This window comes from Nonomuraea sp. NPDC050478 (genome assembly GCF_044458265.1).
GTDB classification, from domain to species: Bacteria; Actinomycetota; Actinomycetes; order Streptosporangiales; family Streptosporangiaceae; genus Nonomuraea; species Nonomuraea ferruginea.
In genome coordinates this window covers 870,538-895,036 of record NZ_JBITHT010000001.1, presented here as the reverse complement: position 1 = coordinate 895,036, position 24,499 = coordinate 870,538, and the positions used below count along the sequence as shown (strand labels likewise).

The following is a 24,499-nucleotide window of genomic DNA, read 5'->3' as shown; positions in this document are numbered from 1 at the left end:
GGCGCCCGCCTGGTTGACGGCGGGCCGCGGGCGTGGGATCAATCGCCGGGAAAGCGCTTACCTGAAGGGAGATGGTCGTGTTACCTCAACCTCGAAGGGCGGGCGGCTGGCGGCGTCTGCTGCTGAGCCTGGTCGCCCTGGCGACCGCCATGGCCGGCGCGGTCGCCGTCCAGCTGCCCGCGCGGGCGGCCAGCGTCGACACGAACGCCTGGTACGTGCTGGTCAACCGGCACAGCGGCAAGGCGCTCGACGTGTACGAGTTCGCCACCCATGACGGCGCGCCGATGGTGCAGTGGGCCCGCAACGACGGCAACCAGCAGCAGTGGCAGTTCGTCAGCTCCGGCGACGGCTACTACCGGCTCAAGTCCCGCCACAGCGGCAAGGTCCTGGACGTCTACGAATGGAACGCCAATGGCGGCGCCCAGATCGTCCAGTGGGCCGACACCAACGGCTGGAACCAGCAGTTCCGGCTCGCCGACTCCGACGGCGGCCACGTCCGACTGATCAACCGCCACAGCGGCAAAGCCCTGGAGACCTGGGAGTGGTCGACTGCCGACGGCGCCCGTATCTCCCAGTGGGACGACCTGAACGGCGCCAACCAGCAGTGGCAGCTCGTCAAGATGGGCAGCGGCGGCGGTAATGGCGGCGGCGACGGCAGCGGCGCCTGGCCGTCCGACACCGGCAGCGTGCACCAGACCACGACCCGCAACGCCGGCACGTTCTTCGACGGCGGCATGAAGCGCTACTACGGCATCGGCGACGGCGGCCAGAGCGAGAGCCAGGACCCCATGTTCGTGGTGGCCAACGGCGGCACCATCCAGAACGTCATCATCGACGCGCCGGCCGGTGACGGCATCCACTGTGAAGGCTCCTGCACGATCAGGAACGTGTGGTGGAACGACGTCGGCGAGGACGCCGCCACCTTCCGCAGCTCCAGCAGCTCGGCTGCCTACCTGGTGGACGGCGGCGGCGCCAAGTCCGCCTCCGACAAGGTCTTCCAGCACAACGGCGCAGGCACCCTGACCATCCGCAACTTCCAGGTGCACAGCGCCGGCAAGCTCTACCGGGCCTGCGGCAACTGCTCCACCTCCTACCAGCGGCACGTGGTCATGGACGGCATCACCGCCCGTTCCACCAAGGTGCTGGCCGGGATCAACACCAACTGGGGTGACACGGCCAGGTTCAGCCGGATCACCGTGTACGGCAGCGCCACGATCTGCGAGAAGTACCGCGGCGTGCCCAAGGGCAGCGAGCCCACCAAGATCGGCGAAGGCGCCGACGGCGTCAACTGCCTGTACTCCTCGTCCGACATCACCTACCGGTAGCCCGCAAGTGCCGGGGAGGGGCAACCCTCCCCGGCACGTGATGTTAGCGATAACACAAGGAGACCCATGAGACTCCTCGCCATCATCCTCACGCTCTTACTTCTCCCCGCGCTCCCCGCCAAGGCCGCCCCCGTGAACCTGGCCACCGCGGCGACCCCCTCGGCCTCGTACACCTCGCCCTGGGAGAGCGTCACCGCGATCAACGACGGCGTCGACCCGCCGCGCTCCAACGATACCGCCAACGCCCGCTGGGGCACCTGGCCCCAGACCGGCACCCAGTGGGCCGAACTGACCTGGCCCACGGCCCAGACGATCACCTCCGCCGAGGTCTACTTCTTCGACGACAACGGCGGCGTACGAGTCCCCGCCTCGTGGAAGCTTCAGCGCTGGAGCGGCGGCTCGTACATCGACATCCCCGGCACCTACCCCACCGCCGTCAACGCCTACAACCGCGTGACCTTCTCCCAGATCAGCACCGTGCGGCTGCGCGTCGTCCTGCAGAGCGGCGCCGCGTCCGTCGGCCTCCTGGAGGTCAAGGCGATCGGCGACAACGGCAACCCCTCGACTCCCTGGAACCCGCCGGCCAACCTCGTCACCCCGCTCAACGAGGTCTGGCAGCACGTCGAGAGCACGTACCCGAACCTGTACGGATTCCGCAACTACGGCTGGGACCAGATCATGGCCAACGGCGGATCCATCAACTACTGCGTCCGCTGGGACTCCAGCGCCACGGTGACGGCCGCCCAGCGCGACCGCATCCACGCCACGCTGGCCCGCCAGTTCAAGAAGTGGATGGACGTGATGGCAGGCCAGGAGGGCTGGCCGTACACGAACGTCCCCGTGAAGGTCGTCGGCTGGGCCGTACGCGACCGCAACCAGCTCCAGTGGACGGACAACTCCGTCGACATCTACGTCGGCGACATCCGCGAGAACGCCCCCCAGTGCGTCGCCGCCTGCGGGCGCTTCTTCAACCAGAACGGCACCTACCCGAACTGCCCGGGCGGCGCGGCGCGCCACTACGACATGTCCCTGTGGCTCACCGCCGGCATGGGCGGCGGCGCGGGCGGCGACTGGGGCCAGCGGCTCGGCAGCGAGTACTACATGGCCAACCTGGACGCCGACAACATGCACATCCTGCTGCACGAGATCGGCCACTCGTTCGGGGTGGACGACTTCTACGACTGGACGCCGTCCGGGGTGTGCTGCTTCCTGATGAAGGCGGGCAGCGCGTCGTCGATCACGGACTTCGACGCGTGGATGTTCCGCGACTGGTGGCGCCACCTGAAGAGCCGCTACGGCCGCTGAATCCGCCGCCCTACGCGCCGGCGCTCGCCCATCCGCTGGGCAAATGGAAGGTCCAGCCGGGCCGCCACGCGAACGGCTGATCGACCAGATCGGCGAGCGGAACGCCGTGCAGAAGGTGCTGCAAGGCCCAGCGGTTGGCGGAGTGCGAGATCAGCAGCACCTTCTTGCCCGCCCACTCCACCGCCAGCTCGGCCAGGAAGTCGTTCATCTGCCCGACCACGGCCCGGTAGCTCTGGCCACCGGGCCACGGCTCGTCGATGTGCCGGGCACGCCGTGTCTCCAGCAGGCTCACCGGCATGCCGTCGAACTCGCCGTAGTGGCACTCGCGCAACCGCCGGTCCTGGAACAGAGGGATGCCCGAGCCCTCGAAGGCGACCCGCGCGGTCTGCACGGCCCGGCGCAGATCGGAGCTGAACACCGCGTCCAGCCCGTCGTCGCGGCGGCGCTCGCCCAGTTCGGCGGCCAGGGCCAGGCCCCGCTCGGACAGCTCACCGGGCAACCAGCCGCTGGCGATGCCGGCCTCGTTGTGGACGCTTATCGAGTGCGTCTCGTACACGATCTCAACCGTCATCGGCGTTCCCAGTACGTCAGATTCCGACCTGGCTTCCCAGGCTAGGGGTCGCTGCCGTACACCGCCGGGAAAAGGGCGCTTCGGAAGGCAAGCTGAGAGCGTACGGGCCGCCGGACCCCGCAAGCGTGACCTCGCGTTTTCTAACTGGAGGGCAGGACAGGCCGCCTACATCACGTCGTCTCGCATGAGACTCGTCCGATCTCCTGTTCAGAGGACACGGCTCTTGCCCTCTCTATAACATTCATGTTATGAATTGGGGAGATGTGGAGTTGGAGCCCGAGGTCGATGACTGGTTCGACTCGCTCGATCAGGACGACCAGGAGACAGCGGTCTTCTACGTTGACCTGCTGGCCGCGCGCGGTGTGCTGCTCGACGAGCCGTACACCAGGCAACTGTGCGGGAAGCTTCGGGAACTCCGATTTCACCTCTCCGGGGAGGCGGTACGTATCACGTACTGGATCGCTCCGGGCAGACGCATCATCCTGCTCACGGTCTTCCGTAAGCAGCGGATGCGGGAGACCGCCGAGATCGAACGAGCTGTGCGGGCGATGCGGCGATGTGTCGCCGAGGCACACACAGCGGACGAGGAGTGATCGACATGGGCGAGCGCAAGGCATGGTCAGACAAGCGCGCAGAGATCATGGGTCGCCCTGGTGCCGGAGCCGCTTATGAGGCGGCACGTCTGCGCTTCGAACTAGGTGCGGCCGTACGGAACCGCCGCGAAGAACTCGGTCTGACCCAGGCCGAACTGGCCGAGCGGGCCGGGCTCAAGCAGCCGGCTGTGGCGCGGTTCGAGGCCGGCGGCACGATGCCCACCATCCCCATGCTGGAACGTCTCGCCGAGGCCCTCGACCTGCGTCTCAGTGTTCGTCTTCAGCCGCTTCGGAAGGCGGGCTAGGGACGGCGCCCGTTGAGCCCGATCTTGGCAGCCGTTCAGAAGTCGAATTCGCCTCGCTTGGCCCCGTCCACGAAAGCGTCCCAAACGCTGGCGGTCACCACGAATGGCGCCTGCCCTGGGCTCTCGGTGTCACGGATGGCCACTCGTCCGCCGGACAAGGGGGCGACCTCGATGCAGTCTCCGCCATTCGATCCGCTCTTGGTGGCCTTCCGCCAGGCGGCGGCGCTCAGTTCGTCGTTCACGTCCATGTCTTGGCTGCCTCTCTGAGTAGCTCGATAGACACATGCTGGGGGTGTGCCTCAGCTCGGATGGCGTCGTACTTCATATGGATCGCAGCGACGTCCTCCGGTCGGTCAGTCATCTGCCCGTGCCCCGTGGACTCGTAGTACACGATATCTGGACTTCCGGCTAGTTGGGCGATCACAAAGCCCCCGAGGAGTCCTGTGGTCGCACAAAAAGCCATGGGGACCACTTGGATAGCGATGTGTGGCCGTTCTGCCATCTGGACCAGGTGTTCGAGCTGGCAGCGGATGGTCAACCGACCTCCAATGGGACGTTGGAGTACGCCTTCATCGAGCAGTACCCAGAACATTGGGGGGTTGAGGCGAGACCAAATGATCTGGCGCTCCAGGCGTGCTTGTACGGATTTCTCAACCTGCTCCTCCGTTACGCCGGGCTCGCCACGCAGCATGGCGCGAGCGTAGTCCTCCGTCTGCAGTAATCCCGGGATGAGGAGAGGCTGCCATGTTCGGAGGCTCTGAGCTTCCTGCTCAATGTCCAGCCACTCGCGAAACCATCGAGGGCTCGCCTCACGGCTTATGAGAGGCCAGAGGCGGAGCAACTCCCCCTTGGCTCCCACGGCTTCGTCGCAGCGTTGGACGAGATCCTTGCTCGGCGTCCGTTGAGCTCTCTCGATGAAGCCGACCAGGCTGGGGCTGAACCTGATTATTTCCGCCAATTGTTCCTGGGACAATCCGGCGTTTTTTCGAAATTTGCGTAGCTCGGCGCCGAAGAAAGCCAATGGGCTGGCCGTGGGGTCAAGCTCAAGGGGGGCGGGCATCCGTGACTCCTGTTCCGGTAAGTAGCACGAGAGTCCTACGCCAATCAGACGGCCGGTCCTACAGAACTGTCCGAACGGTGTGTCATCCATTCGATTCCGTAATGTAGCTCACCGCAGGCACTCTGTGTAGTGGGAAGCGCAAGTAATGACAGGTGAAGCGATGTGGGTCACACAAGCTCTGGCTGCTTCCAGTTTGATCGGGCGGGGCTGAAGATTCTGGACATGCAGTATTTGGGCCCCGCGAATAGGGCGGTTCATCCTTTACTGCATTTCGTACTGGCTGATGCCTGTGACACGGGAGCGAATACATGGATCCGGGAGGTGGCGTAATGGACAAGCTCTCGTTCGGCGAGATCGTGCCGGAAGTCCAGCACTCGGCGAAGGCCGCTGCGGTGGCGGAGCGTTCAAGCTCTGTCGGCCGGAGCATGGTCTGGCGGCTTCGGGATGACGCCCGTGCGGTCGGTGATGCCCGCGACCTCGTCCGGCGCGCGCTTCTGCTGGTCGGTCTGGGGCGGGATCTCGTTGACGACGCCGTGCTGATGGTCAGCGAGCTGGTCACGAACGCGGTTCTGTACGGTGACGCGCCGTACGAGCTGGTGGTACGGGTCGATCCGGTCGAAGTGGTGTGCCTGGTGGTCGACGCGGGAGCCGTTCATCCGGTGCGCCGCCCGGGTGTGGACGGTCAAGCCGAGCACGGGCGAGGGCTGCTGATCGTGGCGGAGTTGTCGGCCGGGTTGTACGGCTGCGTTCCGCAGGGGTTCACCACGTGCCCTGGGCTGCCGGGCAAGGCGACCTGGTTCGCGCTGCCTCGTACGGCAGGCCGGCGGTGAGGGTGGCGTCAGACCTGTTGGAGGATTATCACGGCCTTCACGTGGCTCCTGTCCAGGAGGGACATGAACGGATCGCCTGGGCGAGCCCCGCCGCTCGGTGCGTGCGGGTCCGGGTGCGCGAGCACACGTGCAGCCGGTGCGCGCCCTGCTACGAGTTCTGCGCCGCGGGCGGGCTCGCGTTCGTCCGGCGATCTGTCAAAGGCGTGATCCACGAGACGGCGTGGACCACGACAGCGAAGGCTGAGCAGGTCTGGGCGGCGATGCTCAGAGGCGAAGCCTGTTGAGGTGAACGCAGCCCTTCGGCGACTAAAACTCAAACGCGCAGGACGGTGACCTGGCGACCGGAGGGTGTGGTCGTCTGTTCGAAGCCGCCTCGTTCCTGCCAGGACGGAGCCTCGGGGCGGCGGTCGAAGATCACCAGTGCGCCGGTGGAGAGGGTGAGGCGGTCCAGGTAGCGGTCGAGCTGGGCGAGGCCGTCGGGTGCCGGGTCGTTCTCGCCTGCTCGCCACACCTTCAGCTCCATGGCCTCGCGCTGCATGAGCCGTTCGCCGTCGGGGCTCGTGTAGGGCCAGCGGACGAGCACGTCCAGACGTTTGGTGCCGGCCGCGTACTCCCGGTCGAGGTAGCCGCCGCCGTTGACCAGGCGGTGCAGGAAGGCCATGAGGATGATCTGGCAGGCGGCCTCATGGTAGCCCTCCTGGCGGACCAGCACCTCGCCGTGCTCGCGCCAGAAGACGACGAACTCCTCCAGCAGGCGCGGCAGGTCGAACCGGCCGTCCGGCAGCACGAAACTGCGCGGATCGGCCATCACGTACTGTTCCGACGGGTCTCCGAGCACTCGCAGAATGACCTCCCGGTAGATCGGGTTCGCCACTTCGAGCGGGGGTTTCTGCTTGATCAGGCCCAGGTCGCGTACGTAGGACAGGTCGTCGGAGAAGGCGGGGTCGATGTGGGGGAAGGTCCCGGCCACGACCGGCTCCATCACCCGCTTGACCCGCGGCTCGTGCAGCCGGGCCATCACAGAGTCCAGGTGCGTGGCGCGCGTCCGGATCAACCGCTCCTTGGCGTCCTCCACCTGCCCGTCGGTGACGGCGCCGGTCACGCCCAGTTTGAAGGTGATCTCGTGGGCGAGGGCGTTGACCAGCCACGGCTGACCCTGCGTCAGCTCGAACACCCGCTCCACCGCGTCCTTGGCGAACTCCTGGCCGGTCTGCTGAGTGTGCTGGTCGTAGAGGTCGGTGATGTCGTCGGCGGTGAAGTCGCCCAGGCGCAACGACTCGGCGACGATGTTGAACGGGCTGGCCGGGTTCGCCCTGCCGGGCTCGCCACCCGATGCGACCTTGTAGTCACGCAGGTCGCGCAGCCCGCACAGCACCACGGATGCGGGGAACGGTTGGCCCTCATGCCGGGCGTTGTGGCCGTGGCGGAGCTGGCTGAGGATGCTGACCATGCTGTTGCCCTGCAGGGCATCGATCTCGTCGAGGAGCAGCACCACGCGGCGCGGGCAGCGGCGGCACCACTCGCTCAGCGCCGAACCGAACCGGGCGCCGGGCGTGACCTGCGGCCAGGAATCCGGCGGGAGCAGTTTCTTCGGCCATCCCGACCGTGCGGCGGCCTCACGGAGGGAATCCAGCAGAAGCGACTCCGCGGCAGCGTAGTCGTCACCGGCCGACTTGGCGCGCTCGCAGGAGAACATCAGGGCGGCGATGTCGCCCTCGGCCGTCAGCTCGGACGCCAGGGTGCGCAGCATCGTCGTCTTGCCGGTCTGCCGGGGCGCGTGCAGGACGAAATAGCGGTCCATCTCGATGAGCTCGCGCGCCTGGGGGAGCCGTTGCGTGGGAGGCAAGATGTAGTGGTGCAGTGGGCTACACGGTCCCGTGGTGTTGAAGTATTTCGCTCGGGGTTGCCGCATGGTCACATTGTGTCATCATCTTGCCGCCGAATGTCTGGGACAAGGGATTCACGTGGCTCCTGTCCAGGAGGGACAACCACGGAGACAGACGCCTACTGCCCGTTCGGTTCATCGCTGAGATGGCCTACGGTGGTCAACGCGGGAAGGGCCGCGATGCGGTCGTGAAGATCACGGGTCTCAATCCCCGCATCGCCCACACTGAGCAACTTCTGGTCGAGGGCGCGCAGACGTACGCGTGTCGTATTCCGCAAGGATTGTGCAGGCACCGCGTCAAGGACCTGACCTGCCAGTGCGGTCGCGTAGGAGTATTGGCGGCGAGCGGCCTCCGCTCGCGCTTGGACGATCAGTGCAGCCGCCCAGCCAGCTCCTCCATGTCGGCTGTGCTGCTGTGATGCTTGTGCATGCGTGACGGCCTGGTCTTGCGCGCCGATCAGCAGGGCGCTCTCAGCCAGATGCAGCAGCAGTTCGGCGGCGTCGAACCCGAACCTGCCGGGCTGGTCTCCGTGCGGGTCGGCCGCCATCTCGTTCTGGGCTGCCGCCATCATCCTTTCCGCCTCCGAGCGGTGGGATGGACCGAGCGCAGCCGTCGCGCGCAGTAGCCCCCAGGCGATGATCTGCGCCCGCCGCAGCGGGGTGCGCGCGTACTCCAGAGCTTCGGCTGCCAACTCGACTGCCTGCTGCGGTTTGCCCTGACTGCAGGCGGTCATGGACTGAGCGCCGAGCGTCCAGCAGATCAGGTCGTGGTCGCCTACAGCCGTGCCCAGGCGTGCCGCCGTACCGAAATGAATGGATGCGGCCGCGTGGTCAGCGGTGTGGAAGGCGGTGTTGCCGACGAGAGCGGACAGCCATGCCGCCAGGCGACGCAGTTCGATGCGGTCGGCGTCGGCTTGAGGCCGGCGCAGCATCGGCCCCACGAGCGCGCGGGTTCGGTGTACTTCGGTGGCCAGGACAGCAGGCGGGAACGCCGAGTAACGCAGCGCGTAATACTCCACGGCCGCCTGCAGCGCCTGGCGGGCAGCAGGCCCGCCTGCAGGCCCGTCGACCTCAAGCGCGAGCTCGACCGATTCGCGCAGCGCTGACAGGGCGGCGTACTGGTCTTCGGTCATGGGGCGCCTCCAATGCGAGGCACGGTACCCCGCTCCGGGGCGACGCGGTGGGATGGCCGCGGAACTTCTCGGCAGACCCAGCGTCTCCGGGGTCACCCCGTACAGGCGGCAGAGCATCGGCCCGTACTCGGGGCCCGGCGGATGCACCCCGTGCTCCCAGCGGCACAGCATGCTGCTATTGACCGGCGGCGCGACCAGGTTTTCGTCCTCGAACAGGGCCTGAATACCGGCGATCGTTTGCGGTCGTGACCATCCGTAGGCCAGCCGCCATGCTTCCAAAGGAAGCAGCTGTGGCAACTCGTCGCAGATGGCACCGGCGATGCGCTCGACCACCCAGCCGGCCCGCTGCCCGCGTTGGCGGATGTCATTGGCTGTGCGAAGCAGTTCCGCTCGCAGGGCCCGTGTGATGACAGTCACGTCGGCGCCTCCCGTGCACTGCCATCGGAGCGTACCTCTGCCAAGGTGCCCCGGACATTGCCACGGCAGGCAATGTTGCAGACCTGGACCGGCATTGATGCGGACGCGGCCAAGGCCGGACCGTGAAGAGGAGCCCGCCGTCGCGATGACCAGGCTGCGGCGGCGGGGAGGCACCAGACCCCAGGAGGTCCTCGTGACACTTACCGCCGCATCCACGCGTCCCGCACCGCCGGTGGCGGGCCGGCGAGACCCGCGATCGTTCGTCAGGCCGGATGTGTGGGACCGCGAAATCGCGCTCCTCGTCCGCGACTACCCGTTCGACGAGGTCATGGCCAATCGGCTTTTCGGTCAGGCCGTCGCTTACCTCATCACCGCCATGGAGAAGTGGGGCGAGCATCTGGAGATCGGCTGCGGCCGACTGGTCGACATCGCGGTCCACGCCTTCATCCTCGACACCCGCAACTACCGGGAGTTCTGCGCTCAGCACTTCGACGGGCGCTTCCTCGAGCACGTTCCGGAGATCGAGTTCAAGTACGACGGGTCGGTCGAGCGGACCGCCCACATCCTCGCGGCCAATGGTTTCGAGGTGGACTGGCCGCTGTGGGAGCGCGACTTCTCCCAGTGCACGCCGTGTGCTCCTGGCACGGACTGTCACTGACCGAAACCAGCATTGAGGGCCGGGCCTCTACGGGGTCCGGCCCTCGGCTGTGCCCTGATGCAGCAGTTCGCCGGTGCGCAGACGGGTGCGACCTGTACGGTGACGCGGGTTCCGTCCGCTGCGTCACAGGGAACCGTCCATGCGCACCATCACCGACCGCGTCGACTACTGGAATCACTACGCTTCCGGCGTCTCGCAGGACAATCCGGAGGATGCGTTGAAGAGCGCCTTCGGGTGGACGCAGTACAGCGGGCACGGTCCGGGGGAGGAACTGTTGGGGGAGCCCGCCACAGCGCTGGAACTCGGGTCGTGCCGCGGGCACGCTGTGGCAGCGCTGGCGACCAAAGGCATCGTGGCGACTGGAGTCGATCTGTCTCCCGTCCAGGTCGAGCGCGCTTTGTCGGGCTGGGGCCATCTGCCCGACGCCCACTTCGTCCAGGCCGACGTCCTGGACTACCTGGCCGAGTCCCCAGGCACTCAGTGGGACGCGATCTACAGCATCTTCGGGGCGGTGTGGTTCACCGACCCGGAGCGGCTGCTGCCGCTGGTGTTCGAGCGGTTGGCGCCGGGCGGCAAACTGGTCTTCTCACAGGCGCCGGCGGTGCCGGGAAGCTACGGCGTGCAGGGCATGTACGGCAATGGCTTCACCGGCCGGGCGGTGTGGATCTATCGATGGGCGTACGAGCCGGAAACATGGCGCGAACTGCTGCTCGGCGTCGGGTTCCGTGACGCGCATGCCCGGATCCATCCGGCCCCGGCTCCGGATCACGTGGGGACGCTCATAGGGGAGGCATGGCGGTAGAGGCGGATCGGCTGGTGCCAGTCACCGTCCCAGAGCGGAGTCCACTGACGGGCTGGCCCAACTTGTTTAAGTCCTCCAGATGATCGACACGTCGAAGAGCCGCTTGACGACCTCGACCGCCCACGCGTCCTCCCCAGATTCTGCGATCCCGTCGAGCGAACCTCCCTGCGCCGGTTGGACGATTCGACGTACGAAGCCCGCATCCTCTGCACCTCCGACGGCGAGCCCTTCGAGGCGCTGATCGTGACAAGCTGGCGGGTCACCGCCGCCGCCCGCCGTACCAGCGTGCGCTTCGCCTCCGGCGCCGAGCTGCTTCTGGACCATCACGCCGTAGCCGGGTACCTGGTGCAGAACGGGCGGATCACCGAGAACTTCGGCACCGACGGGAGCGTCCCACGCCGGGAGAGCCACTACATCGGCCTTTATCACCGGCTCCTCGTCGATCGCCGCCCCCTCATGCCGAGAGAGCAGAGCAGCCTCCTGCACCACGAGCTTCTGCGGGGCGAGTAGCTCGGCCGATGGGCTACAGTCGTCCGCCGTGGCCGAATCCTCCCCCTATCTGACCGCGACCGCGGACGCCTACGACGCCCTCGCGGACGCCTACGACGCCCTCGCGGACGTCTACGCCGACTTCGTGCGGGACTCGCTCGACCGCCTGCCGCTGGATCGCTCGGTGGTCGCCGCGTTCGCCGAGCTCGTGCGGGCCGACGGGGCCCGGCCCGTCGTGGAGGCCGGCTGCGGTCCCGGGTACATGACGGCACACCTGCGTGACCTCGGGCTGGACGCCTTCGGTGTCGACCTGTCTCCCCGGCTGATCGACATCGCCCGCAGGGACTATCCCGACCTGCGGTTCGAGGTCGGTTCGATGGGCGCCCTCGACGTGGCCGACGGCGAGCTGGGCGGGCTGCTCTCCTGGTACTCGCTCATCCACACCCCACCATCCGAGCTGCCGCCTTACTTCGCCGAGTTCCGCCGGGTGCTGGCCCCGGGGGGTTACCTCCTGCTCGGTTTCTTCGAGTCCGAGGGCGGTCCGGTAAGCCGGTTCGACCACAAGGTCACGCCGGCTTACCGATGGCCGATCGACGAGCTGGCCGACCTGGCTCGCAAGGAGGAGTTCGTCGAGGTGGCGCGGATGCTGCGCGAGCCTCTGGAGGATGAACGATTCCGCCGTGGCCACCTGCTGATGCGCCGCGACCGTACCGCGGCTATGGGGTGAGTGCACTGCTTCGTGGATCGGTCCGGGCTCCCGCGTGGAACGCCAGGGCCAGCGTGAGCAGAAGCCCGGCGCCCGCGAGAGGCACCCACGACAGCGTGGTCGACGGGACGAAGTCCTGGGTGAGCCCCGCCCGATCGAGTACGGTCGCCGCGGCGACGATCGGCAGCAGGGAGCCGAGGCTCGTGACGATCGCCAGGGCGACGAGCCCGGCAGTATCACGCCGGGTGAAAGGCCGCCCTTTCATGGTGGAGCTCAGCAGCAGAGCGGCCAGGCCCGCGCACAGACCGCCCAGGAGGACGTCCGCGCGCGAGAGCACCTGCTCGGCGACGGTGGCTCCCCAGACGCCCAGCGGAAGCTCTCCCCGGAGCACGACCCCGTCGGGAAGTCTCACACCGCTCAGCGGCGAGGGCCCGGCGTCCGGAGCGGTTGCCACGCGTACGGTGACGTACCCGCCCGCCTGGGTAGCGCCGTTGATCACGTAGGCGATGCCCCAGATCGCCAGGGCGGCTCCCGCGAACCTGACCAGGTGAAGGATCGAGCTGACGAACGATCGATTCATGAGTGCCCCCACGACGCGCGTCGACTGCCGCCAGTATGCTGCGCGGCGGTCTCCCTAGATAGTGCGCCCAGGTCTCCCCAGCAAAATGGCGGAGTGGGTGTCGGCCGGGCGGTGGACGACGGGGAGGGCCGGGCGTTCCTAGCCTTCGTGGCATCACCGGCCACTTAGGGGACACCATGTCGTTGTCAGATCCGATCCGATTCCGGAGGCTCGCCGCCGGCGCGTGCCTCATCGCCGCGCCCGTCCTGTATGTCGCGGGGGTGGTCCTCGATCCCGCTCTGCGCCAGGGCGGCGGCGACACGGCCGGCGTCTACGGGCGTCAGCTGGAGGAGGTGTCGATCAGCGCGGCGGTCCTGCACTGGAGCTGGGTGCTGCTGATCCCGGGCATCATCGGCATGATCCACCTGGTACGCCACCGCGCGGTGCTCCTCGGTCACGTCACGGGCGGGATCGCCCTGCTCGGCGTGGTGAACTTCTCCGCGCTGATGCTGGGCGACTACTTCTACGCCCGCCTGGAACGCTCGCTGCCGCCCGCCGAAGGGGCCGCGCTCGCCGACCAGGCGTTCGCCGACCCGGGACTCGTGTTCGGGTTCCAGATCCCGGGGTTCGCCGGGATTCTCGGGCTGTTCGCGCTGGGGCTCGTCCTGGCGTACTGCCGGAAGGCGCCCTGGTGGGCGCCGTTCGCGATGGTGCTGGGCATCTTCGGGGCGCCGGTCTTCCCGGTCGGCACGGTCGTGGGCGGACTGCTGTACCTGGCCGGTGCCGGGGTCATCGGCCTGCGCATCGTACGGATGAGCGACGCGGAGTGGGCGGCTCAGCCCGCGGGGAACCTGGCGCGTACCCGGTAACCGCCATCCCGCACAGGGCCGGCGGACAGGTCGCCACCGTGCATGGCGACCCGTTCGCGCATCCCGATCAGGCCCTGCCCGCTCCCGCCTCCTTGCCCGTCGCCCGTGCCGTCGTCGGTGACCTCCACGGTCACGGCGTCGGCGGAGTAGGCGACGGTGACGACGATCCGGGTCGCCCGCGCGTGCTTCAACGCGTTGGTCAGCGCCTCCTGGATCACCCGGTACGCCGACAGCTCCAGCCCGGGGGGCACCGGCCTGGCCTCGCCCTCGACCCGCACCTCCACGGCCGGACCGGCCTCCTCGATCTGGGCGACGAGGGCGTCCAGCCGGTCCAGCCCGGGGGCGTGCGGTTCGGCGGCCGTGCCGCCGGGGCTGCGCAGCATGCCGAGCATCAGCCTGAGCTCCTCGATCGCCTCGCGGCCCGCCCGCTCGACGCCGGTCAGCAGTGTGCGTTCCCGCTCGCGGTCCGGGTCGTCGCGGAGCATCATCCGTACACCGCCCGTGTGCAGGGTCATCAGGCTGACGTTGTGGGAGACGATGTCGTGCAGCTCCCTGGCGATCCTCACCCGTTCACCCGCGACCGCCTGCCGGGCACGCTCCTCGCGCTCGACCTCCAACCGGGTGGTCTGCCTGGTGAGGCGTAACGTCTGATCGATCTGGCGGCGCAACAGGATGCCGCTGGCGTACGCGACGCCGACGAAAATGGCGCTGATCAGCACTTCGGCCACGTCGTTATGCTGAAATGTCTGTAAATAGCCGTACGCGAGCAGGACGCAGGCCAGCCCGGCCAGCCCTCGCCGGGTACGCAGCTCCGCCGCGCTGGCGACGGTGTGCACCAGGATGAGCGTGGAGTAGAAGTGCCACGCGGCGTAGTAGCCCGCCTCCGTGACCTCCCGCACCCCGATGCCGACCCCCACCAGCGCGAGCAGCATGCTCATCGGGAACCTCTGCCGGAACAGCAGCAGCGCCCCGGCGGCGGCCGCGCCGACCGCCAGCGGCACCGGACGGCTGATCTGACCCGGCTCGAACCCCTGCCGCCCGAACGACTCGACCTGCCCGGCGACCACCACGGCCAGCGCGAGCAGCGTGTCCATCCGGCTCGGCCGCCAGTTGCCGCGCATCATTCCTGACCAGGGCGGACGAAGCCGGACTCGTAGGCCAGCACCACCGCCTGGAGACGGTCCCGTACGTCCAGCTTGCGCAGGATCTGGGCGACATGGCTCCTGACCGTGGCCTCGCCGACTCCGGACTCCAGCGCGATCTCCCGGTTGGACAGACCCCGCGTCAGCAGCCGCAGCACGTCCACCTCGCGCGCGGTGAGCGCGGCCAGCTCAGGAGGAGGCGAGAGCGGGGGCTGCGCGGCGAAGGACGCGATGACCCGGAGGGTGACCGCGGGATCGATCAGTCCGTCGCCCGCCGCCACGACCCGGATCGCCTCCAGGAGATGCTCGGGAGGCGAGCTCTTCAGCAGGAAGCCGCTGACCCCGATGCGCAGCGCCGCGTGCAGGTTCTCGTCGCTGCCGAAGGTCGTCAGCATCAGGATCCTCGGCGGGGCGGGGTCCCCGAGCAGCGTCGTGGCGGCGGCCAGGCCGTCCATGCCCGGCATGGCGATGTCGAGCAGCAGCACGTCCGGCCGTCGCTCCCTCGTCACGGCGACGGCCTCCCCGCCGTCGGCCGCCTCCCCGACCACTTCCATCCCTGGGGCGTTCTCCGCCACGAGCCGCAGCCCTGCCCTGATCATGGCGTGGTCGTCCGCGACGACCAGTCTGATCGTCATTTCTCACCCGGCATGTCCAGATCGTATTGAGGCCGCGGCCTTCCGCACCATCTTCGATAGGCGGAGGGGGCGGCGTGCACCTCTGGTCGAGATCGCAAGCAGCGCTGAAGGCCGGAGGCGGCGGTCCGCTCGTAAGCTGGAAGGGTGCCTCCGGTGTTGACCTTGCTCGACGGCGTCCGCTGGCAGGGGACGCGGGTGGCCGGTGAGCGCGCCCAGACCCTGCTGGCGGTGCTCGCGCTGCACGGGCGGGCGGGGGCTGGGGACGAGCGGCTGGTCGAGGAGTTATGGCCGGACGGGCCGCCCGCGAACCCCACGAAGGCTCTGCAGGTGGTCGTGTCGAGGACGCGGGCCGCGACCTCGGCCGACGCGGTGGTGCGGACCGCGCGCGGCTACCGGCTCGGGGTGCCGGACGAGCAGGTGGACGCGTCGCTGCTCGGCGCGCTGGTGGAGCGGGCGCGGAAGGCGCTGGCCGAGGGGGACGTGGCCGAGGCTCGGCGCGGCGCCGAGGAGGCGATGAGCGTAGCGAGCGGGCTGACGGCGGCGGGCGGGCTGGCGACGGCGGGCGGGCTGGGGGCGGCGGGCGGGCTGACGGCGGCGAGCGGGCTGACGGCGACGGGCGGGCTGGGGACCGCGGCGGGACCGCTCGGTGAGGTGCGGGCGGTGGCGGCGGGGCGGCTGGCGGAGGCGCGTCGCGTGTCGGCCGTCGCGCGCTCCCGCGCCGGCGACCACGAGGGCGCGCTGCCCCTGCTGGAGGAGGCCGCGGCCGACCGGCCGCGCGATGAGGAACTGCTCGCTTGCCTGCTGCGCGGCGAGGCCGCGGTCAGGGGCACGGCGGCGGCGCTGGAGCGCTACGAACGCCACCGGGCCGACCTGGCCGAACGGCTCGGCGCGGATCCGGGGCCGGCCCTCGCGCGCGTGCACGCCGAACTGCTCGCCGCGGACCGGCCCGTACGGGAGGGTGTGCTGTTCGACGGGTCGTCGCTGCTCGGCCGCGACGGCGACATCAGCGCGGTGCACGCCCTGCTGCAGAGCCACCGGGTCGTCTCCGTCGTCGGGCCGGGCGGGTTGGGCAAGACGCGGCTGGCCCACGTCGTCGGCAGGAACGCCACCCAGCCCGTCGTCCACTTCGTCGGGCTCGTCGGCGTCTCGTCGCCCGAGGGAGTGGTGGGCGAGGTGGGTTCGGCGCTGGGGGTGCGCGACTCGGTGAGCGGGCGCGGGATGCCGGCGTTCGAGCGGCCGTCGGATGTACGGGCCCGCATCGCGCAGCATCTCGGCCGGGCGCCGGCGCTGCTGATCCTGGACAACTGCGAGCACGTGATCGACGCCGTGGCCGAGCTGACGGCCTTCCTGGCGGCGGCCACGCGGGATCTGCGGGTGCTCACCACGTCGAGGGCCCCGCTGTCGATCCCGGCGGAGCACGTCTACCCGCTCGGCGCGCTGGAGCCCGGCGACGCGGTGCAGCTCTTCCGCCAGCGGGCGACGGCGGCCCGGCCGGGCGTGCGGCTCGACGAGGGCCTGGTGCGCGAGGTCGTGACCCGGCTCGACGGGCTGCCGCTGGCGATCGAGCTGGCCGCCGCGAAGGTGCGCGTGATGGCGGTGGAGGAGATCGCGCGGCGCCTGGCGGACCGGTTCGCGCTGCTGCGCGGGGGCGATCGCAGCGCGCCGGGCCGGCACCAGACTCTGCTCGCGGTCATCGACTGGTCGTGGAATCTGCTGGACGAGCCCGAACGGCGGGCTCTGCGGCGGCTGTCCCTGTTCAGCGACGGGTTCACGGCGGCCGCGGCCGAGGCCATGGGCGCCTTGGACGCGGTGCAGGCGTTGGCCGAGCAGTCGCTGCTGAGCGTCGACGAGGCGGCCCACGGCGTCCGCTACCGGATGCTGGAGACCGTCAGGGAGTTCGGACAGGTGCGGCTGGAGGAAGCCGGTGAGGAGGTGTCCGCGCGAGCGGCGCTGCTGGCCTGGGCGACGGGCTATGCGCACGAGCACGCCGCCGTGCTGTTCGGCCCGGACCAGTTCGCGGCGGTTGACGCGCTGCGGGCCGAGGAGACCAACCTGGCCGATCTGCTCCGCCGGGCGCTCGCCGAGCCCGACCCGGCCACGGCGGTCCCGCTGCTGGCCGGGGTCGGCGCGCTGTGGTCGATCCGCGGTGACCACGCCAGGATCATCGCGCTCAGGACCGCGATCATCCAGGCCGTCACGGGCTGGTTCCCGCCGCCGGAGCTCGTCGAGCTGACCCGGGCCGCCCTGGTGGTCGCGATCGCCAACTCGATGATCCTCCTGGACGAACGGAGCGAGCCGCTGCACGATCTGCTCAGCAGGCTTCCCGTCGGCGACGCCACGGACCCGCGCCTCGCGGCGATGACGAAGGTGACGCTCATCGGCGCCCCCTCGAACAGCGCCGGCCTGCGCGATCGGCTGCGGGAGCTGTGCCGCAGCGCCGACCGTGACGAGGCGCTGGTGGCGACGCAGATGAGCGCCCACGTCCTGGAGAACGCAGGGGACATCGCGGGGGCGGTCACGGCGACCGAGCGGGGGCTGGCGCTGCTCCCGCACGACGAGGGGCCGTGGCTCCGGGCGATCCTGCACACCACGCTGGCTCACCTGACCTTGCGGTGCGGCGACCGGCGGCGCGCCGTGGGCCACGCGCGAGCGGCCCTGCCGGTGCTCAGCCGGATCGGTGCCACCGACGACGAGACGCAGCTGCGCTCGCTGCTGCTGATCATCGCGCTCGGCGAGGGCGATCACCGGACCGCGGAGGCCGAGCTCGCGCAGATCAACCGGCTCAACGACGGCGGGGCCGTACTCGGCGGGCTGGCAGTGGCCGCGCTGTGCGCCGCCGAGCTCGCCCTCGCCCGCGGCGAGACGGCCGCCGCCCTCTCGGACTACCGGCTGGCGGTCGAGCGGGCGCGCGATCTGCGGCTGCCCGGGATGCCGCGCTCGGGCTTCGAACCATGGGTGGTCACGGCGGAGGCGCTCGCCCTCGCGGCGCACGCCTACCACGGGGAGCCCGCGGATCTCCCGTACGGCGAGGAGCTGTTCCGCTTCTGCGTGGCTGGGCGCGCCCGCGACGTGCTGAGCGCCGACGGCCGGCTTCTCGACTACCCGGTCAGCGGCTCGCTGCTCTTCGCGCTCGGCGCCTGGGGGCTGCTGCGGGCGGCCCTGGCTCCCGGTGACGCGGTCGCCCTGCTGGTGCTGGCCGAGCGGTTCGCCTACAACGGCATGATGGCCGGCATGGCCTTCGACCGGATCGAGCCGTACGCGGAGCAGGTCGCGCCCGGCGCGCTCGCCCGCGTCCGCGCCGGTTACGGCGACCGGCGCGGCGCGGACCTGCTCGACGAGGCGCGGGCGCTCGTCGGACGGCTCGCCGCGGGTCAGATGTGCCGCTTGTAGCTCCGTACGGACAGCGGCGCGAAGACCGCGACCACGACCAGGCAGGCCAGCAGCGTCCACGCCACCGCCCCGCTCACCTGAGCGTGGTTGGCGAGGTCGCGAGCGGCCGTGACCAGGTGTGAGACCGGGTTGATCCGGACGAACGAGGCGAGCCAGCCGGGCAGGGTCTCGACGGGGACGAACGCGTTCGACAGGAACGTCAGCGGAAAGAGGATCATCATCGAGATGCCGTGCACGCCTCCGGCGCTGCGGGCGATCGTGCCGACCCACGTGAACACCCACGCCAGCGACCACCCCGTGAGGATCGCCAGCAGGATCGCGCCGAGCACCCCGGCCACGCCGCCGCCGGGGCGGTATCCCATCAGAAGGCCCATGGCGAAGGTCAGGGTCGCCGCGATCGCGTACCGGAGCAGATCGGCCACCATCGGGCCGGCGAGCGGCGCGATCCGGGCGATCGGCAGCGACTTGAACCGGTCGAAGACGCCCTTCTCCATGTCCTCGCGCAGTTGGACGCCGGTCACCATGCAGGTCGTCAGCACGGTCTGGGCGAGGATGCCGGGGATCATCAGCGGCAGGTAGCTCTGCACGTCCCCGGCGATCGCGCCGCCGAAGATGTACGCGAACATCGCGGTGAACAGGACCGGCTGCAAGGCCACGTCGAAGAACTGCTCGGGGTTGCGGCGCATCTTCTTGGCGGCCCGCCACGCCATCGCGAGGGTCTGGCCGAGCGTCTCGCCCACGGAGACGTGCCGCCGGGTGGCCGCCACCCGTTCGGCCGCTCGTACCGCCTGCCTGACGGGTGCGGTGGTCGTGCTCATCGGGTCTCCTCCGTCTCGGTCTCGTGACCGGTCAGCGCCAGGAACACCTCGTCCAGGCTGGGCTTGGCGACGCTCACCGAGGAGATCGAGATCCCTGCGGTACGGAGCGCGATCAGCACGTCGGCGGCCATGTCGGCCTGGTCGAGCGCGACGTTGAGCCGGCCCTTCTCGGGGCTGAGCACCGGTTCGGAGCCGAGGCCGCGCCGGACGGCCTCGACGGCGGCCGGCACCTCGCCGGGTTCGGCGAGCATCAGCTGGAGGGTGGAGGCGCCGACCATGGTCTTCAGCTCGTCGGGCGTGCCCTCGGCCACCTTGCGGCCGTGGTCGATGACGGCGATCCGGTCCGCCAGCTGGTCGGCCTCGTCCAGGTACTGCGTGGTCAGCAGCACCGTGCACCCGTCGGTGATCAGGCCGCGGATGGTGTCCCACATCTGGCCACGGGTGCGCGGGTCGAGGCCGGTGGTCGGCTCGTCCAGGAAGATCAGCGGTGGTCTCGTGATCAGGCTGGCGGCCAGGTCGAGGCGGCGCCGCATGCCGCCGGAGAAGTGCGCGATCGGCTTGTCCGCGGCCTCTTCCAGACCGAACCGGCCGAGCAGGTCGGCGGCGATCCGCCTGGCACTCGGCGCGGGGATCCGCTGCAGCCGGGCGAAGAGCCGGAGGTTCTCGCGGGCGGTCAGCTGCTCGTCGACCGACGCGTACTGCCCGGTCACGCCGATCAGCTGCCGGATCACGTGCGGCCGGCCGGCCACGTCCACGCCGAAGATCTCCGCCCGGCCGGCGTCGATCGCCAGCAGGGTGGCCAGCATCCTCAGCATGGTGGTCTTGCCGGCGCCGTTCGGCCCGAGGACGCCGAAGATCTCACCGGGCCGTATCTCCAGGTCGATCCCGTCGACGGCGCGGTGATCGCCGAACGCCTTGACCAGCCCTTCCGCGAGTACGGCCGGTTCTGTTCCGCTGGAGGGGGCGGTACGGCCGAGTTCTGTGATGCTCATGGCGCCACTCTCGGCGCCCCTGGTTTCACGGCCCCCTCACGCCGGTTTCACCTGCCGAAGGTCAGCGGAGGGAGTTTCCTCCGTCGGTGACGACGGAGCGTCCGGTGATCCAGCCCGCTCCCTCGCCGCACAGGAACGCGACGACCTCGGCCAGGTCTTCGGGGGTGCCGGCGCGACCCAGCGGCGTGGCGCGCGCGACGGTGGCCAGGAGTCGTTCCGGGTCGGGGCTGATGTCGCGGAGCGCGTCCGTCGCCACCACGCCGCCGCTCACCAGGTTGACCGTGATGCCGTCGCGGCCGAGTTCGACGGCCAGGTAGCGGACGACGCTCTCCGCCGCGGCCATGGCGGCGGCGATCGCCGCGTAGCCGGGGACGTGCCTGTCCGTCCCGGTGCTCACGGTCGTCACGACACGGCCGCCGCCGTCGAGGTGCGGGCGTGCCGCCGCCACCAGGGCAAGGAGGGAGCCGACCCGGGTCGCGAACTGCCGCTCATAGGTGTGCCAGGGTGTTTCGAGCGCCTTTCCCAGGGACGGCGAGCCGGAGCCGAAGCCTGTCGCGTTCGAGACGACCGCGCGGACGGGGCCGAGCTGTTCACCCGCCGCGCGGACGAACTCCGCACACTGGTCCCGGTCCGCGACATCCAGCGCGAAGGCGGCGGCCCGTCCGCCGTTGCGGCTGATCGTGTCGACGACTTCGGCGGCGGACTCGGCGTTCCGGTGGTAGCCGACCGCGACGGCGTAACCGTCTCGGGCGAGCGCGAACGCGGTGGCCCGGCCGATGCCCCGGCCGGCTCCGGTGATGACGGCGGTTCTCACGAGCGGCCCCCGAAGGTGATGGGGTCACCGTCCGCCGCATCGGCGTAGCGGCGCCGCGCCTCTTCCTGGAGCGTCACGGATTCCGGACTGGCCAGCCTCTCCGCGAAGAGCGCGGCCTCCAGCCGGAGACCTTCGGTGATCGGCAGCCTGGAGCCCTCGACCAGGGCGCGTTTCGCGGCGGCGAGCGCGGCGGCGGGCCGGGACGCCAGGTGACGGGCCAGTTCCAAGGTCTCCGCCTGGAAGTCAGGGGTGGGGAGCACGCGTTCGACGATTCCGTACGTCCTGGCCTGGTCGGCGGTGAGGACGTCGCCGGACAGGACGAGGTCGGCGGCCCGCCCGGGGCCGATCAGCCTGGCCAGGCGCTGGGTGCCGCCCGCCCCGGGGATGATGCCGAGCGCGATCTCCAGCAGGCTGAAGTGGGCGGAGGCCGAGGCCCAGCGCAGCGTGCACGCCAGGGACAGTTCGAGGCCGCCGCCCCAGGCCTGGCCGTCGATCGCGGCGATCACCGGCTGGGGCATCCGCTCGATGCGCCGCATCGCGGTGTACCAGATCTTGGCCCGCGGCACCGGCCCGCGGGACAGCCCGGCGAGTTCGTCCAGGTCGGCGTGCGCGACGAAGTATCCGGGGACGCCGCTGGTCAGCACGACGACGCCGATGCCGGGTGTGGTCTCCACCCGCGCGAGCTCCGCGTCCAGTTCTTCCAGCGCGGCGAAGGTGAGGAAGTTGCGCGGCGGGTTGCGGTAGGTGAGGACGGCGACGCCGTCACGGTCCTCACGGCTCCATGTCGTCATGACTCCCCCTCGTCACCCAGGATGAGGACCGAGGCGCCGTAGTGGACGCTCTGGGTGGACGGCGTCCCGTCGCCCTGGTTGCGGTCGTAGTGCGGAAAGTTGCTGCTGGACAGCATCAGGCCGATGCGGTGGCCCGCTCCGAACCGCTGGGCCGTGTGTCCGAGGTCGACGTCCACCTGGATCGGTTCTCCTCGCGGTACGGGCGTGCCCGGCCCGTCGCGGTGGCTGAGCCGGACCACTCCCTCGCAGACCGGCAGCAGACGGCCGTCCGGCAGGTGGTTCACCAGCCGGGCCATCACGTCGGCGTCCGCCGCGTCGGTCGCGAAGGTGAGCCGGAGCCGCACCTGGCCGACGACGTCGACGTCCTCGGCGAGCACGTCCCCGAGATAGAGGAGGACGTCGGATCTCGTGGCCGTCCGGCTGAGGTCCAGCGGCCCGGGGGTGAGGCGGCCCAGGTGCAGGACACGCCCGCCGCGGCTCGGCACCGGGTCGGCCGGGTCGTGCACGTAACCGTCGGGCGCGGCCGGGCTCGGCACGGAGGTCAGCCGGCCCGGCGTCTCGCCCGGGACGGCGGGGCCGGTCAGGTACAGGGTGTGCCCGGCGGCGTCCGCGGGCGGCCACTGCCCCGCGGTGCGCCACACGTCGGCGCCCATCAGGAAGTACAGGACGGGGTCGGACTCGCCGGGCCCGTCCACGCAGCGGCGGAAGAACTCCAGGTGCCGGGCGGGCAGCCGGGCGGCCGCCGCCGAGGCGGCGACGCCGAAGTTCACCTCGCCCTGCAGATGGGTCAGGGCGCCGGTGTGCGCCCAGGGGCCGACGATCAGCTCGTGCCGCAGATCCGGCCGCAGCCGGCGCATCTCCAGGTGGCCGCGAACGGTCGCGGCGGCGTAGACGTCGTACCAGCCCGTCACCGACAGGCTCGGCACCTCCACCGCCGCGAGGTCCCAGTCGGGCAGAGCCCGGATCCGCCCGTCCAGCAGGTCGCCGATGCTGATCGGGAATCCAGGCAGATCGATCATGTCCGCCAGTGGCAGCCGCCGCATCGCCTGTTCGGGATCGTGGATCAGCGACGCGACCTGCGCGGCCAGCGCGGGGTCCGCGTCCGCGCCCTGCCGGCCCAGCCAGTCGGCGGCCATGTAGGCGAGCCACCCGACGAGGTGGTCCAGCCGCAGCGCGCCGCCGGTGTCGCGGAGGTCGGCCGTCGCGCCGGTCGTCATGGCCGGGGCGATCCCCCGCAGGTGCGGCGGGCGCGAGGCCGCCCCGAGCCAGGCGACGATCCCGAGGTAGGACGTTCCCGCGAGGAACACCTCGCCGTTGCACCAGGGCTGCGCCGCCACCCACTCCACGGTGTCGTAGGTGTCCTCGGCCTCCTGCTCCCACATGACGGCCTGCCACTCGCCGTCGGATTCGAAGCGGCCCCTGGTGTCCTGCAGCAGTGCGGCGAACCCGCCGGCGAGGCAGTGCTGGGGCTGCAGCGTGTCGGAGCTGATCTGACGCCGTCCGTACGGCGTCCTGAACACCACCGCCGGAGCCGGGGACGCGGGCCGCCACAGGTCGCCGCGCAGCAGCACGCCGTCCCTCATGGGGGTCTCGACGCCGCCTTCGATACGTCCCAGTTCCGTCATCACACCGCCTTGAGGGTGAGCATCGTACGGGCCATCTCGTTCCATCCGGCGGTGGCCCCGCCGTCCACGGTCAGGGTGCAGCCGGTGAGGAAGGAGCTGCCGGGCAGCGCGGCGAACACCACGGCGCGGGCCTGTTCCTCGGGGCTGGCCAGCCGGCCGGCGGAGGTGGTGGCGGTCAGGGAGTCGCGGAGCGGGCCCGGCGGCCACAGCTCGTCCACCATCGCGGTGTGCGTCGGCCCGGTGACCAGGGCGACCGCGCGGATCCCCTGCGCGCCGTAGTCGACGGCGACCGACTGGGCGAGGCCTATGAGGGCGTGCTTGGCCATGTTGTAGACGGGGGAGCGGGGTGTCGCCGCCACCCCGCACATCGACGAGGTGAACACGAACACCCCGCCGTGCGCGCGCATGTGCCTGACCGCGGAGCGCACCAGGTAGAAGTTGGCGTCGCAGCAGACGCCCATCACCTTGCGGTAGTCGGCGTCGGTGATGCTGTGCGGGCGGCCGGGGACGTTGACGCCGGCGTTGCCGTGGACGACGTCGAGCCGGCCGTGCCGGGCGGCGACCTCGTCGACGACTTTGGCGACCTGTGCTGGATCGGAGACGTCCGCCTGGACGATCCCCTCTCCCGGAGTCAGGTCCACGCCGACGACCTCGGCGCCCACTGCCCGGAACAGCCTCATCGAGGCGGCGCCGATGCCGCTCGCCGCGCCTGTCACCAGGACGACCCGGCCGTCGAGGCGGCCGAAGATGTCACTGTCCGCCTTGTCGTCTGTCACGGTCATGCT

At 70.1% G+C, this 24,499-nt stretch carries 25 protein-coding genes; 11 read left to right on the top strand and 14 right to left on the bottom strand.

Annotation, left to right across the window (positions count from 1 at the left end; all coding sequences use genetic code 11):
- Positions 1 to 77 precede the first annotated feature (77 nt).
- Positions 78 to 1,325, top strand: a complete 1,248-nt coding sequence (locus ACIBF7_RS04200) for a pectate lyase (RefSeq protein WP_315970660.1) — start codon at positions 78 to 80, stop codon at positions 1,323 to 1,325.
- Positions 1,326 to 1,391: 66 nt separating this feature from the next.
- The gene (locus ACIBF7_RS04195) at positions 1,392 to 2,630 is read left to right on the top strand and encodes a hypothetical protein (protein WP_271279739.1); all 1,239 of its coding nucleotides are present in this window, start codon (positions 1,392 to 1,394) and stop codon (positions 2,628 to 2,630) included.
- A 10-nt stretch (positions 2,631 to 2,640) separates the two neighbouring features.
- On the opposite strand, the gene ACIBF7_RS04190 is transcribed toward ACIBF7_RS04195, so the two are convergent.
- Entirely contained in the window at positions 2,641 to 3,201 is a 561-nt protein-coding gene (locus tag ACIBF7_RS04190) for a histidine phosphatase family protein (protein WP_148035796.1), read from the bottom strand.
- A 248-nt stretch (positions 3,202 to 3,449) separates the two neighbouring features.
- On the opposite strand from ACIBF7_RS04190, the gene ACIBF7_RS04185 reads away from it, so the two are divergent.
- Together ACIBF7_RS04185 and ACIBF7_RS04180 are read left to right on the top strand one after the other, a co-directional pair.
- Positions 3,450 to 3,794 carry a type II toxin-antitoxin system RelE/ParE family toxin gene (locus ACIBF7_RS04185; protein ID WP_271279738.1) on the top strand — a complete coding sequence of 115 codons (345 nt, stop codon included), beginning with the start codon at positions 3,450 to 3,452 and terminating at the stop codon, positions 3,792 to 3,794.
- 5 nt (positions 3,795 to 3,799) lie between these two features.
- Positions 3,800 to 4,099, top strand: a complete 300-nt coding sequence (locus tag ACIBF7_RS04180) for a helix-turn-helix domain-containing protein (protein WP_148035795.1) — start codon at positions 3,800 to 3,802, stop codon at positions 4,097 to 4,099.
- A 35-nt stretch (positions 4,100 to 4,134) separates the two neighbouring features.
- On the opposite strand, the gene ACIBF7_RS04175 is transcribed toward ACIBF7_RS04180, so the two are convergent.
- Both ACIBF7_RS04175 and ACIBF7_RS04170 read right to left on the bottom strand, forming a co-directional pair.
- Positions 4,135 to 4,347: a DUF397 domain-containing protein gene (locus ACIBF7_RS04175; RefSeq protein ID WP_148035794.1), complete on the bottom strand. Its 213-nt coding sequence runs from the start codon at positions 4,345 to 4,347 to the stop codon at positions 4,135 to 4,137.
- On the bottom strand, positions 4,338 to 5,159 hold the full coding sequence (locus ACIBF7_RS04170; protein WP_271279737.1) for a helix-turn-helix transcriptional regulator: 822 nt from the start codon (positions 5,157 to 5,159) through the stop codon (positions 4,338 to 4,340). The genes ACIBF7_RS04175 and ACIBF7_RS04170 overlap by 10 nt, the downstream gene beginning before the upstream one ends.
- Positions 5,160 to 5,488: 329 nt before the next feature.
- Here ACIBF7_RS04170 and ACIBF7_RS04165 point away from each other — a divergent pair, with 329 nt between their 5' ends.
- Complete coding sequence (locus tag ACIBF7_RS04165) at positions 5,489 to 5,989, top strand: anti-sigma regulatory factor (protein ID WP_271279736.1); 501 nt, start codon at positions 5,489 to 5,491, stop codon at positions 5,987 to 5,989.
- A gap of 313 nt (positions 5,990 to 6,302) precedes the next feature.
- Here the strand turns inward: ACIBF7_RS04165 and ACIBF7_RS04160 are convergent, their stop codons facing one another.
- Both ACIBF7_RS04160 and ACIBF7_RS04155 read right to left on the bottom strand, forming a co-directional pair.
- On the bottom strand, positions 6,303 to 7,835 hold the full coding sequence (locus ACIBF7_RS04160; protein ID WP_271279735.1) for an ATP-binding protein: 1,533 nt from the start codon (positions 7,833 to 7,835) through the stop codon (positions 6,303 to 6,305).
- A gap of 158 nt (positions 7,836 to 7,993) precedes the next feature.
- Positions 7,994 to 9,424: a tetratricopeptide repeat protein gene (locus ACIBF7_RS04155; protein WP_222709238.1), complete on the bottom strand. Its 1,431-nt coding sequence runs from the start codon at positions 9,422 to 9,424 to the stop codon at positions 7,994 to 7,996.
- 193 nt (positions 9,425 to 9,617) lie between these two features.
- On the opposite strand from ACIBF7_RS04155, the gene ACIBF7_RS04150 reads away from it, so the two are divergent.
- The 4 genes from ACIBF7_RS04150 (at position 9,618) to ACIBF7_RS04135 (ending at position 12,100) form a co-directional block, all read left to right on the top strand.
- Complete coding sequence (locus ACIBF7_RS04150) at positions 9,618 to 10,082, top strand: hypothetical protein (RefSeq protein WP_271279734.1); 465 nt, start codon at positions 9,618 to 9,620, stop codon at positions 10,080 to 10,082.
- Positions 10,083 to 10,221: 139 nt separating this feature from the next.
- Positions 10,222 to 10,884, top strand: a complete 663-nt coding sequence (locus ACIBF7_RS04145; protein ID WP_271279733.1) for a trans-aconitate 2-methyltransferase — start codon at positions 10,222 to 10,224, stop codon at positions 10,882 to 10,884.
- Between the two features lie 174 nt (positions 10,885 to 11,058).
- Positions 11,059 to 11,394: a hypothetical protein gene (locus tag ACIBF7_RS04140; protein ID WP_397196393.1), complete on the top strand. Its 336-nt coding sequence runs from the start codon at positions 11,059 to 11,061 to the stop codon at positions 11,392 to 11,394.
- A gap of 28 nt (positions 11,395 to 11,422) precedes the next feature.
- On the top strand, positions 11,423 to 12,100 hold the full coding sequence (locus ACIBF7_RS04135; protein ID WP_397196392.1) for a class I SAM-dependent methyltransferase: 678 nt from the start codon (positions 11,423 to 11,425) through the stop codon (positions 12,098 to 12,100).
- Here ACIBF7_RS04135 and ACIBF7_RS04130 read toward each other — a convergent pair.
- Entirely contained in the window at positions 12,090 to 12,659 is a 570-nt protein-coding gene (locus tag ACIBF7_RS04130) for a hypothetical protein (RefSeq protein WP_397196391.1), read from the bottom strand. The two genes, ACIBF7_RS04135 and ACIBF7_RS04130, sit on opposite strands and share 11 nt — an antisense overlap.
- A 176-nt stretch (positions 12,660 to 12,835) precedes the next feature.
- Between ACIBF7_RS04130 and ACIBF7_RS04125 the strand changes: the two genes are divergently transcribed.
- The gene (locus tag ACIBF7_RS04125) at positions 12,836 to 13,507 is read left to right on the top strand and encodes a hypothetical protein (protein WP_397196390.1); all 672 of its coding nucleotides are present in this window, start codon (positions 12,836 to 12,838) and stop codon (positions 13,505 to 13,507) included.
- Here ACIBF7_RS04125 and ACIBF7_RS04120 read toward each other — a convergent pair.
- Both ACIBF7_RS04120 and ACIBF7_RS04115 read right to left on the bottom strand, forming a co-directional pair.
- Positions 13,474 to 14,631 (bottom strand): sensor histidine kinase, encoded by a 1,158-nt coding sequence (locus ACIBF7_RS04120; RefSeq protein WP_397196389.1) that lies wholly within the window; start codon positions 14,629 to 14,631, stop codon positions 13,474 to 13,476. The genes ACIBF7_RS04125 and ACIBF7_RS04120 overlap by 34 nt on opposite strands.
- On the bottom strand, positions 14,628 to 15,284 hold the full coding sequence (locus ACIBF7_RS04115) for a response regulator (protein WP_397196388.1): 657 nt from the start codon (positions 15,282 to 15,284) through the stop codon (positions 14,628 to 14,630). The genes ACIBF7_RS04120 and ACIBF7_RS04115 overlap by 4 nt, the downstream gene beginning before the upstream one ends.
- A 153-nt stretch (positions 15,285 to 15,437) precedes the next feature.
- Here ACIBF7_RS04115 and ACIBF7_RS04110 point away from each other — a divergent pair, with 153 nt between their 5' ends.
- Positions 15,438 to 18,674: an AfsR/SARP family transcriptional regulator gene (locus ACIBF7_RS04110; RefSeq protein ID WP_397196387.1), complete on the top strand. Its 3,237-nt coding sequence runs from the start codon at positions 15,438 to 15,440 to the stop codon at positions 18,672 to 18,674.
- On the opposite strand, the gene ACIBF7_RS04105 is transcribed toward ACIBF7_RS04110, so the two are convergent.
- The 6 genes from ACIBF7_RS04105 to ACIBF7_RS04080 form a co-directional block, all read right to left on the bottom strand.
- Positions 18,656 to 19,492, bottom strand: a complete 837-nt coding sequence (locus ACIBF7_RS04105; RefSeq protein ID WP_148035780.1) for an ABC transporter permease — start codon at positions 19,490 to 19,492, stop codon at positions 18,656 to 18,658. The genes ACIBF7_RS04110 and ACIBF7_RS04105 overlap by 19 nt on opposite strands.
- Positions 19,489 to 20,484 carry an ATP-binding cassette domain-containing protein gene (locus tag ACIBF7_RS04100; RefSeq protein WP_271276195.1) on the bottom strand — a complete coding sequence of 332 codons (996 nt, stop codon included), beginning with the start codon at positions 20,482 to 20,484 and terminating at the stop codon, positions 19,489 to 19,491. Before ACIBF7_RS04100 ends, ACIBF7_RS04105 begins: the two co-directional genes overlap by 4 nt.
- Positions 20,485 to 20,545: 61 nt before the next feature.
- A complete protein-coding gene (locus ACIBF7_RS04095; RefSeq protein WP_148035778.1) occupies positions 20,546 to 21,298 on the bottom strand; it encodes an SDR family NAD(P)-dependent oxidoreductase in 753 nt (250 codons plus the stop codon).
- The gene (locus ACIBF7_RS04090; protein ID WP_397196386.1) at positions 21,295 to 22,089 is read right to left on the bottom strand and encodes an enoyl-CoA hydratase/isomerase family protein; all 795 of its coding nucleotides are present in this window, start codon (positions 22,087 to 22,089) and stop codon (positions 21,295 to 21,297) included. Before ACIBF7_RS04090 ends, ACIBF7_RS04095 begins: the two co-directional genes overlap by 4 nt.
- A complete protein-coding gene (locus tag ACIBF7_RS04085; RefSeq protein ID WP_397196385.1) occupies positions 22,086 to 23,714 on the bottom strand; it encodes a CocE/NonD family hydrolase in 1,629 nt (542 codons plus the stop codon). The genes ACIBF7_RS04090 and ACIBF7_RS04085 overlap by 4 nt, the downstream gene beginning before the upstream one ends.
- Positions 23,714 to 24,496: an SDR family NAD(P)-dependent oxidoreductase gene (locus ACIBF7_RS04080; RefSeq protein WP_397196384.1), complete on the bottom strand. Its 783-nt coding sequence runs from the start codon at positions 24,494 to 24,496 to the stop codon at positions 23,714 to 23,716. Before ACIBF7_RS04080 ends, ACIBF7_RS04085 begins: the two co-directional genes overlap by 1 nt.
- Between the last annotated feature and the right edge of the window lie 3 nt (positions 24,497 to 24,499).